This is a genomic window from Nereida sp. MMG025 (assembly GCF_021654165.1).
Taxonomy (GTDB): domain Bacteria; phylum Pseudomonadota; class Alphaproteobacteria; order Rhodobacterales; family Rhodobacteraceae; genus Nereida.
In genome coordinates this window covers 51,348-64,056 of sequence record NZ_JAKFZN010000003.1, presented here as the reverse complement: position 1 = coordinate 64,056, position 12,709 = coordinate 51,348, and the positions used below count along the sequence as shown (strand labels likewise).

15 protein-coding genes are annotated in these 12,709 nt (G+C 57.7%); 2 read left to right on the top strand and 13 right to left on the bottom strand.

Going from position 1 to position 12,709, the window contains the following annotated elements; translation table 11 throughout:
• Positions 1-28: 28 nt before the first annotated feature.
• From L1065_RS09525 to ruvC, 8 genes are all read right to left on the bottom strand, one after another.
• On the bottom strand, positions 29-1,105 hold the full coding sequence (locus tag L1065_RS09525; protein WP_237095250.1) for an energy transducer TonB: 1,077 nt from the start codon (positions 1,103-1,105) through the stop codon (positions 29-31).
• 9 nt (positions 1,106-1,114) lie between these two features.
• Positions 1,115-1,600: a protein TolR gene (gene tolR / locus L1065_RS09520; RefSeq protein WP_237095249.1), complete on the bottom strand. Its 486-nt coding sequence runs from the start codon at positions 1,598-1,600 to the stop codon at positions 1,115-1,117.
• A gap of 1 nt (position 1,601) precedes the next feature.
• Positions 1,602-2,276 carry a protein TolQ gene (gene tolQ, locus L1065_RS09515; RefSeq protein WP_237095248.1) on the bottom strand — a complete coding sequence of 225 codons (675 nt, stop codon included), beginning with the start codon at positions 2,274-2,276 and terminating at the stop codon, positions 1,602-1,604.
• Positions 2,277-2,376: 100 nt separating this feature from the next.
• Positions 2,377-2,766: a tol-pal system-associated acyl-CoA thioesterase gene (ybgC, locus tag L1065_RS09510; RefSeq protein ID WP_305082549.1), complete on the bottom strand. Its 390-nt coding sequence runs from the start codon at positions 2,764-2,766 to the stop codon at positions 2,377-2,379.
• Complete coding sequence (locus L1065_RS09505) at positions 2,756-3,406, bottom strand: hypothetical protein (RefSeq protein WP_237095247.1); 651 nt, start codon at positions 3,404-3,406, stop codon at positions 2,756-2,758. The genes ybgC and L1065_RS09505 overlap by 11 nt, the downstream gene beginning before the upstream one ends.
• Positions 3,407-3,421: 15 nt before the next feature.
• Complete coding sequence (ruvB, locus tag L1065_RS09500; RefSeq protein WP_237095246.1) at positions 3,422-4,450, bottom strand: Holliday junction branch migration DNA helicase RuvB; 1,029 nt, start codon at positions 4,448-4,450, stop codon at positions 3,422-3,424.
• Positions 4,451-4,453: 3 nt separating this feature from the next.
• Positions 4,454-5,104 (bottom strand): Holliday junction branch migration protein RuvA, encoded by a 651-nt coding sequence (gene ruvA, locus L1065_RS09495; RefSeq protein ID WP_237095245.1) that lies wholly within the window; start codon positions 5,102-5,104, stop codon positions 4,454-4,456.
• Entirely contained in the window at positions 5,101-5,604 is a 504-nt protein-coding gene (gene ruvC / locus L1065_RS09490; protein ID WP_237095244.1) for a crossover junction endodeoxyribonuclease RuvC, read from the bottom strand. The genes ruvA and ruvC overlap by 4 nt, the downstream gene beginning before the upstream one ends.
• Positions 5,605-5,968: 364 nt before the next feature.
• On the opposite strand from ruvC, the gene L1065_RS09485 reads away from it, so the two are divergent.
• On the top strand, positions 5,969-6,160 hold the full coding sequence (locus L1065_RS09485) for a DUF1127 domain-containing protein (RefSeq protein WP_237095243.1): 192 nt from the start codon (positions 5,969-5,971) through the stop codon (positions 6,158-6,160).
• A gap of 69 nt (positions 6,161-6,229) precedes the next feature.
• Here the strand turns inward: L1065_RS09485 and L1065_RS09480 are convergent, their stop codons facing one another.
• From L1065_RS09480 to L1065_RS09460, 5 genes are all read right to left on the bottom strand, one after another.
• Entirely contained in the window at positions 6,230-6,619 is a 390-nt protein-coding gene (locus L1065_RS09480) for a hypothetical protein (RefSeq protein WP_237095242.1), read from the bottom strand.
• A 52-nt stretch (positions 6,620-6,671) separates the two neighbouring features.
• The gene (locus L1065_RS09475) at positions 6,672-7,538 is read right to left on the bottom strand and encodes a 50S ribosomal protein L11 methyltransferase (RefSeq protein WP_237095241.1); all 867 of its coding nucleotides are present in this window, start codon (positions 7,536-7,538) and stop codon (positions 6,672-6,674) included.
• A 138-nt stretch (positions 7,539-7,676) separates the two neighbouring features.
• The gene (msrA, locus tag L1065_RS09470) at positions 7,677-8,327 is read right to left on the bottom strand and encodes a peptide-methionine (S)-S-oxide reductase MsrA (RefSeq protein WP_237095240.1); all 651 of its coding nucleotides are present in this window, start codon (positions 8,325-8,327) and stop codon (positions 7,677-7,679) included.
• 32 nt (positions 8,328-8,359) lie between these two features.
• Positions 8,360-9,589, bottom strand: coding sequence for an MFS transporter (locus L1065_RS09465; RefSeq protein WP_237095239.1), 1,230 nt, complete (start codon positions 9,587-9,589; stop codon positions 8,360-8,362).
• A gap of 175 nt (positions 9,590-9,764) precedes the next feature.
• Positions 9,765-11,957, bottom strand: coding sequence for a primosomal protein N' (locus L1065_RS09460; RefSeq protein WP_237095238.1), 2,193 nt, complete (start codon positions 11,955-11,957; stop codon positions 9,765-9,767).
• A 76-nt stretch (positions 11,958-12,033) separates the two neighbouring features.
• On the opposite strand from L1065_RS09460, the gene fsa reads away from it, so the two are divergent.
• Complete coding sequence (gene fsa, locus L1065_RS09455) at positions 12,034-12,687, top strand: fructose-6-phosphate aldolase (RefSeq protein WP_237095237.1); 654 nt, start codon at positions 12,034-12,036, stop codon at positions 12,685-12,687.
• Positions 12,688-12,709: the final 22 nt, after the last annotated feature.

Below are 12,709 nucleotides of genomic sequence, written 5' to 3'. Positions count from 1 at the left end.
CGTCCCTTCTTTGGGGTCACATTACGCATCACTTTAACCTCATTCCCGATGGATTGAAGGTAATTTCAACTTCTTTCCATTGATCGAATTTGTCATCAGGCAAATCAAAACCGGACGCCCCTGCGCGGAAAATCGCACTGCGTGCCGCGCGATAGGCAATCTGGTTTAGCTCTGCGCTGCCATTGCCACTGATCAGTCGCTCGGTGCCAGAGATCGGCTTTCGGTCGCGGCCAATCTCAAAGGTGACAACGATGCTGATCTGATCGCTGACCACACGTGGTGGCACGGCCCATTTGCCTTGGATTTGCCCAACAAGGCTTTGCTTTTCACCCGCCGACATGGGCGGGCCACCAGCGGCTGGTGCCTCGCTGGCCTCTTGCCCGTCACCTGACAGGGCTTCGGCCAGCGCATCGGCCACGGCATCATCGGCCACGGCAGGTGCGGGCCGATTGGGCCGTGTGCGCGGACGCATCGAGGCCGTTGGGGCGCCGCCTGGTTCTTCGGCTTCGGTCACAACTTCCGTCGTCGCTTCTTCGGGGGCCGTGGCCTCTTGCGGCTCAGCTAGCGTTTCGCCGCCATCGGTATCGGTCACGGCCTCCTGGGTCTGATCGGCAAGCTGCGCATCTTCTGGCGGGGCGGCCACGGGCTCTGGCGCAATACGCGGCGCAGGCCGCGCCTTGGGGCGTTTGCTGGCGTCAATCACAACGGTCACCTGCTCATCCTGCACAGCAGGTGGCGCAGGAGTTGGCGGCGGCGTATCGGTCACTTCTGTTTGCGGCAAAGGCGCAATCTCGGTCACGTCAGGCGCTTCATCGGGCACATCAGGCGCAGGCGCAGGGGCCACATCAGGTGTCTCGACAGGCGTTTCTGGCGGTGCAGGTGGCGGCGCATCTGGTGCTTCGGGCACGTCAGGTGCAGGGGGGGCGACCACCTCGGATGGTGCTTGGCTTGGCGCCATCAGGGCTGCGAATTCCTCGCCCGAAATCACGCTGACCTCGACATCCTCGAATGGCAAAGGCTCAGCCGTAAAAATTGGTCCGACCAGCAGAAAGCCGATCAAACTCGCGTGTCCAACACCCGAAACGATATAGCCCAAACGTGCCATCTGTGTTGCCTACTGGCCTTCCACCGCTGCGCCATCCAACGTTGGCCCGCCGATATCCGTGACCAAGCCGATGTTCGAAAAGCCACCCGCATTCAGCGCGCCCATCACCTGCACCACACGCTCATAGGCGATGGCACCATCAGCGCGCAGGAAAATCTTGTCGTCCTCGCGCTCGGCGGCAATGGCGCGCAACTTGGGGATCAGATCAGCGTCCGCGGTCTCGGTTGTCTGGATCATCAAAAGCCCATCAGCGGTGACCGTCACGGTCAGCGGCTCTTCCTGATCCGTGCTCAGCGCGTTGGCCGCAGTCTTGGGCAGCTCAACAGGCACGCCCACCACGGACAAAGGGGCCGCAACCATAAAGATAATCAACAACACCAACATCACATCAACAAATGGCGTGACGTTGATTTCCGACATCTGCGTCGCACGGCGGCGTCTGCGGCGGCGTCCCCCGCCCCCGTCCGAGCCTGATGGCATTACTCCCGCGCCCATATCAGCTATCCAACTGACGGCTGAGGATGGTGGCAAATTCATCCGAAAACGCCTCGTAACCGCTCACGATGCGGTCACTGTCCGAGGACAGTTTGTTGTAGAAAATCACCGCAGGGATCGCCGCCAACAGACCCAGGCCCGTTGCCAGCAAGGCCTCTGCGATACCGGGAGCGACCACAGCAAGGTTGGTATTTTGCTGTTCGGCAATCTCGATAAAACTGTTCATGATGCCCCAAACCGTGCCGAACAGCCCAACAAACGGAGTGGTCGACCCTACGGTGGCCAGCACGGGCAGCCCTTTTTGCAACTCATCGGCCTCGCGGGCGATGGCGACATCCATCGCGCGGTCAATACGGCTGGTGGCCCCTGCAATCAAACCGCCATCCGTGCGGTGCGAACGACGCCATTCCATCATACCAGCGGCGAAAATCTTTTCGGACGCGCCATCGGGCGTCATGCCAATTTGGTCAAACAACCCGTCCAAAGGCTCGCCCGACCAGAATGCCTGATCGAATTTGGCCGCCTCGGCGCGGGCTTTGCGATACTGAATGATCTTTTGAACAATGATCGCCCACGCCCAGAAACTGGACGCGATGAGCATGATCATCACAAGTTTTACGGTAATCGTGGCGCGCGCAAAAAGCGCCCACATTGAGAAATCTGCTGCGTGTTCCATAACTGCCTACATCTGCCACGGGGCTCTTTGCGGCCTCCATTAAACCCATGTTTAGCCGATGTGGATGGCAAATGCTATGACAAGCGTGTGATGGCCCGCGCTAATGTAGCTTTCGGCGAATATTCGCTGGAAGCCGCGCAGGACCGCCCGCATCATTGAGCGCAACAATCGTGACCAAGGCGCTGAACAAAAGATCTTTGCCGCGCCGCACGTCCTGTTTGAAGATCATGCGCACGCCCGTCATCTGCTCAACGGATGTTTCAACCACCAGATCATCATCAAACTTGGCAGGCATCAGATAGTCAGCTTCAACACGGTGCACCGCAAAGACGATCCCTTCGTCGCGTTTCAGCGCTACCTGATCTACCCCCATCTCGCGCACATATTCCGTGCGCCCCCGTTCGATGAACTTCAGATAATTGGCGTAATACACGATCCCCGCCAAATCGGTGTCTTCATAATAAACATGCACGTCCAGCTTATGCGTCATGGCGCTGTCCCATCCTTGCAAATATCCGCAGAGCGTGACTGGCGTCATTGGCAACCACAGGCAAAACGGGGTCATAGGCCGCGCGGATCACATCCCCCACTTGCGGCTTGAGGATCACACCACCGTCAGGCACCACCGCCAAGGGCGAGCTGCCTAAAAACGCCTCGTCCGACCACAAGACAATCATCTGGGCCATCTGGCTCAGGGCGATTGTCTCTGCAGGTGTGTCGGCCAAAACCTCATCAAGCCGCAAAAAGACGAAACACGCTTTGATCCCACCCGCCTCATCGAACCGGAAGATACGGTATTGGTTGGCATCCGCCCCCTTCAAGCGTGCCACAAGCGGCACAAGGTCGGGCACCAATCGGTCCAGATGCGGCACCTCGGTCAGTTCACCCCAGTCTTTGCAGAAAAACACCATCAGATTGGTGCCAAGCTCGGGGTCCACATCGGTCATCTTGTGGCCCGCCAGCGTGACCACCGCCTCACACGCGCCCTTGAACACCTCAAGCGTCGCTTCGTTCACACCAAATACCACCGGCGCAATCGCACGACCCCATCGCGCAAACACATACTGCCCGTCCGAACGGGTAAAAAGCCGCTCAACCGCCTTGGCATCATAGGTTTCCAGATCGCTCATCCGCCTATCCCCATCTTATCCAAACAGATCGCCCGTATCTTTGCCCGTGCCTTTCGGGGCCGCCATCCCAAGGTGGTCCCACGCCTTTTGCGCCAGCATCCGCCCGCGCGGCGTGCGCTGGATCAACCCTTGTTGCAGCAGATACGGCTCAATCACCTCTTCCAGCGCATCGCGGCTTTCCGACAGGGCCGCCGACATCGTCTCGACCCCCACAGGCCCACCCTGATAATTTTCTGCGATCAAGCTCAAATACCGCCTGTCGGCCCCGTCCAACCCCAGATGGTCCACACCCAGACGCGTCAGCGCCCCATCGGCCAGCGCCTTGGTGATCACGCCGTCACCGTCCACCAGCGCAAAATCCACGACCCGCCGCAACAGCCGCCCCGCAATCCGCGGGGTGCCGCGTGCGCGTTTGGCAATCTCGCGCAGCCCGTCATCTTCGGCCTTCACACCAAGCAACCGTGCACCGCGGCGCACGATCTCGTGCAATTCATCGGTGGTGTAAAACTGCAGCCGCGTCGGTATGCCAAAGCGGTCGCGCAGCGGCGTCGTCAAAAGCCCCAAACGCGTCGTCGCGCCCACCAGCGTAAAGGGCTGCAATTCGATCCGCACGGTGCGGGCCGCAGGGCCTTCGCCAATCACCAGATCCAGTTCAAAATCCTCAAGCGCGGGATAGAGCACTTCTTCGACCACAGGGTTCAAGCGGTGAATTTCGTCAATGAACAGCACATCACGCGCTTCCAGATTGGTCAGGATCGCCGCCAGATCCCCCGCCTTGGCCAGCACAGGCCCGCTGGTCATCCGAAAATTCACACCCAATTCACGCGCCATGATCTGCGCCAACGTCGTTTTGCCAAGACCGGGCGGACCATGAAACAACGTATGGTCCATCGCCTGCTCGCGCCGCCGCGCGCTTTCTATAAAGACCTTCAGGTTCGCGCGCGCCTCGGCCTGGCCGATGAATTCGTCCAGACCCTGCGGACGCAACGCGCGGTCAGTGTCCTCGGCCATCCGTTCGGGGCGCAATGCGGGATCGCTGTCCATCGCCTACCCTTTCGGTGCCAGCAGCTTGAGCGCCGCTTTGATCAGCGCGCCCGTACCGTCTGCGCCCTCGCCCGCCGCCTGCGCAACCGCGCGCGCGGCATCCTGCGGGGCGTAGCCCAGATTGCCAAGCGCCGACAACGCCTCGGACTGCGCCGAAGGGCCAACAGGAACAACCGCTGGCTCAATCACCTGCGCCTCATCTTCTGGCACTTGCGCCAAATCCTGCGCTAGATCACCGCCCATGGCCATCACCGCAGGCGCCTTGTCCTTCAGGTCAATCACAACTTTCTGCGCTGTTTTCGGCCCCACACCTTTGGCCGCCTTTACACTGGCCCAATCACCCATCGCAATCGCGCGGCTCAAACCATCAGGCCCCAAAGCGCCCAAAATCGCCATGGACGCTTTTGCACCGATCCCTTGAACACCCATCAACAACCGATGCCATTCCTTTTCCATCGGTGTTGTGAACCCGAACAGTTGCAACAGGTCCTCGCGCACCAGCAAATCGGTGTAAAGCGCCACAGGCCCACCAACCGCAGGCAGCGCCGCCAGTGTCCGCTCGGAACAAAACACAAGATACCCCACGCCGCCGACCATGATCATCACATGATCCGGGCCGCGATAATCCAACCTGCCCTGTAGCTTTCCAATCATACCGCTTTGCGCAAAGCGCGCTCCAAATGGCTGTCCATTCCGCGATGGTGCGCATGACAAATCGCAATGGCAAGCGCATCTGCCGCATCAGGCCCTGCAATCTGCACACCGGGCAATTGCATCTTCACCATATGCGCAACTTGGCCCTTATCGGCATGGCCCACACCCACAACGGTCTTTTTGACAGCGTTGGGCGCATATTCCCCGATCACCAGCCCTGCCTGCGCAGGCACCAGCATCGCAATACCGCGCGCTTGGCCCAATTTCAGCGTGCCAGCCCCGTCTTTATTCACGAATGTTTGCTCGACAGCCGCAGATGTCGGGGCAAATTCCGCCACTACAGCCGTCAGCGCCATGTGCAAAGACAAGAGCCGCGCGCCCAAATCGTCGCCCCACGACTTACAAACACCATTGCCAACATGACGCAAACGTGGGCCATCCACATCGATGATGCCCCACCCCATGTTATTCAACCCAGGGTCAATTCCGATGATGCGCACTGCCGCCCTCAAACATTTTTATTGCTTGGCCAAGTAAGTAGCACGAAAGGCGAACACTTGCCAAATGGAAACGCGCCAGGTGGCTGCTGTGGCGCAGGCGCATCACTTTGCGCATATCCAACAAATTAGGCTAAATTTTACGCGCGTGATGCCTTTGGCGGTGATCAGGCAAAATCGTCATTTTTCGTTCCGTTTTCGACACTTATCGTAGCATCCTATTCTGAATACGACATCCGAATTGTCCGTTTTCGACCTATGCAAAAAACGCATGGGACCCATGCAAAAAAAGCCGCTAGTCAGCTTTTGCAGGGCTTCCTATTTGCGGCTCAGACGACATCAAATTTTGACAAAAGGACACGGACTCATGGCCGTAATTGACACCACCCGCCTCGCGCCAGCCCAAGGGTTCGGTCGCATCATGAAAACAGCAATCGCGTCCGTCGCCACCCTCAAGGACTGGAACGACAAACGCATCACACGCAATGCGCTGACAAAACTCACATTGCGTGAGCTTGGTGACATCGGCCTGTCGCGCGGTGATATCGAAAACTTTTAATGGCGACAGCCATTTAAATCAAAAGGGCCGCTCAGTCATCCGAGCGGCCCTTTTCATGTGTGCATGCGTTTAGACAAAACGCGCAAGATGTTCGGCAATATACATCGTCAGGACGTCCGCCTGCATCACGAAGGCACCAATTTTGCCAACCGTTGATCCGTTTTCCAACTCCGCCACGCGCTCAAGATACGTGATCGGTCCTTCGGCTGCCAAAAGATACCCTTTGAACAAAAAGAAGGCCGCCACGGTCAGCAAAATCCCCTTCAAAGGGAAATCGCCACTCGCGCGTTTGGGACGGGCAATAATCAAACCGTCGTGATTTACAGACGTAACCGCCCCACGCGCCAACCGCCGGTGCTTAAGGGACAACCGTTTCATTTTTTTATCAAATTGAAGCTGTTGTGACATGACAGCCTCTCCGTTTGTTGAGGCCCCCACCTCGACTTCAAGCAATTTCAAGGCGAAATGTGGCAAAATTGGGGCGATTACCTTTTGGTAACCTTAATTCGCCTTATTTGCGCAAAACCAGCGTCGACCACTCACCAATCTCTTCGCGACGCCAAAGACTGTAGCCAAATCCGCAATAATGATCACACACCTCATCGGCCTGCTCGTTCAAAATTCCCGATAGAATCACATAGCCCCCATCGCTCGTCGCGCCCCACATATCCTGCGCCAGCATCAGCAGCGGCCCCTTTAATATATTGGCAAAGACCAGATCAAATGGCGCACGCTTGGCAATCTGAGGCGCATCAAATCCAGCGGCCTCCACGCAAATCAGCCGCCCGTCCAGATCATTGGCAACCGCATTGGCGCGCGCCACATCAACGGCCACCTCATCAATGTCACTGGCCAGCACCGTTTGCGGCCAAATCTTGGCAGCCGCCATCGCCAATACAGCTGTCCCGCACCCAATGTCGGCCACATTCTGGCCTTCAAACCCGTCGTCCACCAATGCATCCAACGCGCGCAGGCACCCCAAGGTCGTCCCGTGATGCCCCGTCCCAAAGGCCATCGCCGCCTCGATCAACAAACCGATCTTTCCTTCAGGCAGCGCATCGGCATCATGACTGCCATAAACAACAAACCGTCCCGCCTCCACAGGGGCCAACTCACGCTTCACATGGGCCACCCAATCGGTTTCAGGCAACTCGGACACCGTAAAATCCTTGGCGCCGTGCAAGGCCGCCAGCAAAGCAAGCCCTGCCTGATCAGGGCTTTGAATAAAATACCCCCCGACCTCCCAAAGCCCCGATCCATCCTCGACCTCAAACACCCCCACGCCCGTCGGCTCGGGGTTCAACGCCTCAAGCGCCTCGCCCAAGGCCTCAGCCTGCGATTTACCCGTCAAAGTGGTCAGTGCGGTCCAAGTGGTCATGGCAGTCTCCTTTGAACGCTCGCTTACCTGCGACGCCCCAACCAATCAACTTCATTGTTGTTCAAATACCTCGGGGGTTTGGGGGCAGCGCCCCCAACCAAACCTGTCGCGCGGGGGCCACGCCCCCGCCCCTGTCGGTCAGGCGCCCACACCGACAGGGCAGCTCACGCCCGTCCCGCCAATCCCGCAATACCCCGCGGGGTTTTTGGCCAGATACTGCTGATGATACTCTTCTGCAAAATAGAACTCCGGCGCTTGCAGAACTTCCGTGGTGATTGCGCCATAGCCTGCCGCCTGAAGCCGCTCTTGAAACGCTTGCTTTGTGTCCAGCGCCAGCGCCTGCTGAGCATCTGAATACCAATAGATGCCGCTGCGGTATTGCGTGCCCATGTCATTGCCCTGCCGCATGCCTTGGGTCGGATCATGCCCTTCCCAAAACACCTTCAGCAAATCCGCATACCCGATCACCTGCGGATCATAGACCACCCGCACCACCTCGTTATGGCCCGTCTGACCGCCACATACCTCATCATAGGTCGCATTGGGGGTGTAGCCGCCCGCATAGCCGACCATCGTCAGATAAACACCCTCAAGGCCCCAGAACATCCGCTCCACGCCCCAAAAGCAGCCCATCCCGAACATGGCCTCTTCCATGCCCTCGGGCACATCCATGTTCAACGGACGCCCGTTCACAAAATGCGTCTCGGCCGTGGGGATCGCAAAATCGCGCCCCGGCAGCGCTGCATCCGCGGCCACCATCTGCATCTTCTTTTTTTGGAAAAACATCATCGCGCAAATCTCCTTTGCTCTATGATATAGGATCACTCGGCTGGTGTTGCCACATAGCGCGAGAACACAGTCTCGTTGCCCGCCTCTGGATGGCGCGGAATAAGCAGCGACAACATCAGCGACACCGCCGCCATACCAGCGGCCAGAAAAAAGACCATCCCCGGCGAAGTCAGCCAGACATATCCCAAAAGCGCGGGCAAAAAGACCGCTGCAATATGGTTAATGGTAAAGGCCACAGCCGCCGTGGGCGCAATGTCCTGCGGGTCCGCGATCTTTTGGAAATAGGTCTTGATCGCCAACGCAAGGCTAAAGAAAATGTGGTTCACAACATAGAGCGTGGCCGCCAGAACAACGCCCCAATCCAGATAATACAGCCCCGAATAGCATACAAAAACCACGAACAGCCCTGTGTATTCAAAGACCAACGCGCGCCGTTCGCCGAACACCCCAACAACCTTCCCGATCACAGGGGCAAAGACCATATTGGCGATCAGCGTGATCATCATCAGCAAGGTGATCTCATCCACCGCATAGCCGAATTTTTCCACCATCATAAAGGCAGCAAAGACCACGAAAATCTGTCGCCGCGCACCCGACATGAACTGCAGCGCATAATACAGCCAATAGCGTTTGCGCAGCACCATCTGTTTGCGCTGCGGGTTGGGGCTTTCAAATTGCGGATAGGCAAAAAACGCGAACACAGCCAGCATCGCCGTGATAAGCCCGCCGGTCATATACGCCCCTGTATAACTCAGGCTCAGCGCCTCCCAAAGCTGCCACAGCGCCACATAAACCAGCAGGGTCGCAAAGGATCCCGCGCTGATCAGCCAGCCAAGCGTTTGCGGCGCGCGCGCCTTGTCAATCCACTGCAACTGAAGCGACTGGTTGACCGTCTCGTAATAGTGAAATCCGATCGACGACAGCATGGTCAGCACCAAAATCCCCCCCATCGTGGGGAAATACGCCGTCAACGCCGTGGCCACGCCAAGCAGGATCAACGAAACCAACCCCAAGACCTGCTCGCGCATGAACAAAAGGATCGCAATGACACCGATGGCCAGAAATCCCGGTATCTCGCGCACCGTGTGCAGCCACCCAATGTCGCCTCCGTCAAACTGCGCCACCTCGATCACAAAGTTGTTCAACAGCGCAGACCACGTTGAAAACGCAATGGGCATCGAAGCCGCCATCAAAAACAGCAACGCCACAGGCTGCCGCCAGAATGGCAAGGTCTGCGCATCAGAGAGTTTTACAAATCGCATGGCCAAGGCTTTACGCCCAAGCCACCGCCCTGCCAAGAAGCTTCTAACCAAGCCGCTAGAACTGGTATGAATTACGGGGCCAAATGCAGGGTGTTGCCCGATCTGGCGATGTCAGAACGTCTGACGCATTGCCATACCGTGAGCAGACGCTAGGCCATACATGCGATTTTCGCCCTCAATAAAAGCTTTGCGGATCAATATCGACGGTCAGCCTAAGCGTGTTGGGCGGTTTGAACTGCGCCACCCATTTTGCGATAGCCCCTTGTAAAGGCGCGGTTTTTTCGGCCTTCACCAGCAATCTGACACGGTGGCGCCCGCGGATCCGCGCGATAGGTGCCGGTGCAGGCCCGAAAACCTGCGCCCCAATCGCGCGCAACGGCCCATCCCCCCGCACCATCGCCGCCCCCAAATCAAAGACCTCCTGGACATTGGGCGAGGACAGAATAATCCCTGCCATGCGGCCGAAAGGCGGCACGCCCGCAGCTTCACGCTCGCGGGCTTCCGCCGCCCAAAACCCATCTTCATCACCCGATAAAATAGCTTTAATTACAGGGTGTTCAGGCTGATAGGTCTGCAACATCGCCTCGCCTGCAACCTCGGCGCGCCCTGCCCGCCCCGCGACCTGGCGCATCAGTTGAAACGTGCGTTCAGCCGCCCGCAAATCAGACCCCTGAAGCCCCAAATCCGCATCAATGACCCCCACCAAAGTCAGCTTGGGAAAGTTATGCCCTTTGGCCACCAGTTGCGTGCCGATGATCACATCCGCATCCCCTGCCGCAATTGCCTCGATTTGCTCTTTCATGGCCCGCGCAGAACCGAACAAATCCGAACTGAGTGTGACAACTTTTGCATTTGGAAACAACGCAGTAGCTTCTTCCGTCAGGCGCTCTACACCTGGACCGACAGGGGCCAAACGGTCCTCGGCCTCGCACGATGGACAGACCGTGGGCATCGGTTTTGTCTCGCCGCATTGGTGGCAGACCAACCGCTTGAGAAACCGATGTTCAACCATGCGCGCATCACAATCGTCACACCCGATCTGATGACCACACGCACGGCACAACGTGATCGGCGCATAGCCACGACGGTTGATAAACAGCAGAGATTGCTCACCTTTTTCGATCCGTGCCTGAACGGATTGCGCAAGCGCCGGACTGATCCATTTGTCCGATGGCAAAACCTCGTCACGCATATCGACGGCACGCATTTTCGGCATAACGGCAGGACCGTAACGACTTGTTAACTCCAGTTTGGCATATTTGCCCTGTTCGGCATTCACATAGCTTTCAAGGGAGGGCGTCGCACTGGCCAAAACAACCTGTGCTCCAACAATAGAGGCACGCAAAACCGCCATATCACGGGCGTTGTACAACACGCCGTCTTCTTGCTTGTATGACGTGTCATGCTCTTCATCGACAATGATCAGCCCAAGGTTCTGATAGGGCAAAAACAACGCTGACCGTGCCCCCACAACCAATTGCGCCGCGCCCACGCCAACCATCTTCCACGCGCGTCTGCGTTCGGTCATCGTCACACCGCTGTGCCATTCCGCAGGACGCGCACCAAACCGCGCCTCAACCCGCGTCAGGAATTCAGAGGTCAGGGCAATTTCGGGCAGTAGAACAAGGGCTTGGCGCCCCTTGCGCAAACATTCTGCAACCGCCTCAAGGTAGACTTCTGTCTTGCCAGAGCCGGTTACCCCCTTCAGCAGCGTTGTGCCGTAGCGATCAGACTGAATGGCTTGGCGTAAAAAATCCGCCCCCTTTGCCTGATCGGCTGAAAGGTCTTTTCCGCCAAAGTCCGCATCAAGGTGCAAGAACGGCGTATCGCGCGGCGCATCCTCTTCGGCCACAGCGCCTTGTTTGACCAACCCTTTTACGACCGACGATGTCACGCCTGCCATCTCGGCCAGCTCTTTGAGCGTAAACGAGAGCCCACCGTAGTCGCGCAGAACCTCCAGCACCTTGCGGCGCGCATCTGTCATGCGGTCAGGCTCACTTGGCCCTAACCGATAGACTTTGCGCATCGATGGCGGATCCCCCAGACCCGGCGCGCGGGTCGCCAGACGCAACATGGCTGTCATCGGGGTTAATGTGTAATCAGCCGCACGGCGTAAGAAATCACGCATCTCTGCCCGCATGGGTGCTGCATCCATGACCCTGATAACACTGCGAATTTTGATGTGGTCATAATCGCCACGCCCGGCGCCCCAAACCACACCAATCACCTTGCGCGGACCAAGCGGCACTTCGACAAAGGCCCCCAATTGGCATCCGCCTTCGGGTGCTTTGTAGTCCAGCAAACGGTCAAGCGGTTGGGTCGTCAGAACCCCGACCAAATCACCCTCATGGAAAAACCCGTCGCTCACTGTTCGCGCCTTTCAAAACCCGTATCTTTGGGGTAAAGCCTGCCGCGACAAAGGCCAACCCAAAGGGACGCAGCACATGAAATTTTTCGTAGACACTGCCGAAATCGACGCGATCAAGGAACTCAACGACACAGGTATGGTAGACGGCGTGACGACAAACCCGTCGCTGATCAAGAAATCAGGCCGCGATATCCTAGAAGTCACCCGCGAGATTTGTTCAATCGTCGATGGCCCCGTAAGCGCCGAAGTGGTCGCATTGAACGCCGATGACATGATTGCGGAAGGCCGCGAACTGGCCAAGATCGCAGAAAACATCGCCGTCAAATTGCCTCTGACATGGGATGGTTTGAAAGCCTGCAAGGTGCTCAGCTCGGAAGGCAAAATGGTAAATGTAACCTTATGTTTTTCCGCCAATCAGGCGCTTTTGGCCGCCAAAGCAGGGGCGACGTTCATCAGCCCCTTTATCGGTCGTCTGGACGACATCAATCTCGACGGGATGGAATTGATCGAAGATATCCGCACCATCTATGACAACTTCGGGTTCAAAACCGAAATCCTTGCGGCCTCCATTCGGAGTGTGAACCACGTTCTGGACAGCGCACGCATCGGTGCAGATGTGATTACAGCCCCGCCAGAGGTCATCAAGAAACTGGCCAGCCATCCGCTGACCGACGCAGGTCTGGCAACCTTCATGAAAGACGCCGAAGCCGCAGGCATCAAGATCGTCTGATCACGCCGCCTGTTGCAAGATC

Excerpts from the sequence above, each read along its gene's own strand:
- L1065_RS09525 (WP_237095250.1), bottom strand. The coding sequence starts at position 1,105 with ATGGCACGTTTGGGCTATATCGTTTCGGGTGTTGGACACGCGAGTTTG.
- tolR (WP_237095249.1), bottom strand. The coding sequence starts at position 1,600 with ATGGGCGCGGGAGTAATGCCATCAGGCTCGGACGGGGGCGGGGGACGC.
- tolQ (WP_237095248.1), bottom strand. The coding sequence starts at position 2,276 with ATGGAACACGCAGCAGATTTCTCAATGTGGGCGCTTTTTGCGCGCGCC.
- ybgC (WP_305082549.1), bottom strand. The coding sequence starts at position 2,766 with ATGACGCATAAGCTGGACGTGCATGTTTATTATGAAGACACCGATTTG.
- L1065_RS09505 (WP_237095247.1), bottom strand. The coding sequence starts at position 3,406 with ATGAGCGATCTGGAAACCTATGATGCCAAGGCGGTTGAGCGGCTTTTT.
- ruvB (WP_237095246.1), bottom strand. The coding sequence starts at position 4,450 with ATGGACAGCGATCCCGCATTGCGCCCCGAACGGATGGCCGAGGACACT.
- ruvA (WP_237095245.1), bottom strand. The coding sequence starts at position 5,104 with ATGATTGGAAAGCTACAGGGCAGGTTGGATTATCGCGGCCCGGATCAT.
- L1065_RS09485 (WP_237095243.1), top strand. The coding sequence starts at position 5,969 with ATGGCCGTAATTGACACCACCCGCCTCGCGCCAGCCCAAGGGTTCGGT.
- L1065_RS09475 (WP_237095241.1), bottom strand. The coding sequence starts at position 7,538 with ATGACCACTTGGACCGCACTGACCACTTTGACGGGTAAATCGCAGGCT.
- msrA (WP_237095240.1), bottom strand. The coding sequence starts at position 8,327 with ATGATGTTTTTCCAAAAAAAGAAGATGCAGATGGTGGCCGCGGATGCA.
- L1065_RS09465 (WP_237095239.1), bottom strand. The coding sequence starts at position 9,589 with ATGCGATTTGTAAAACTCTCTGATGCGCAGACCTTGCCATTCTGGCGG.
- fsa (WP_237095237.1), top strand. The coding sequence starts at position 12,034 with ATGAAATTTTTCGTAGACACTGCCGAAATCGACGCGATCAAGGAACTC.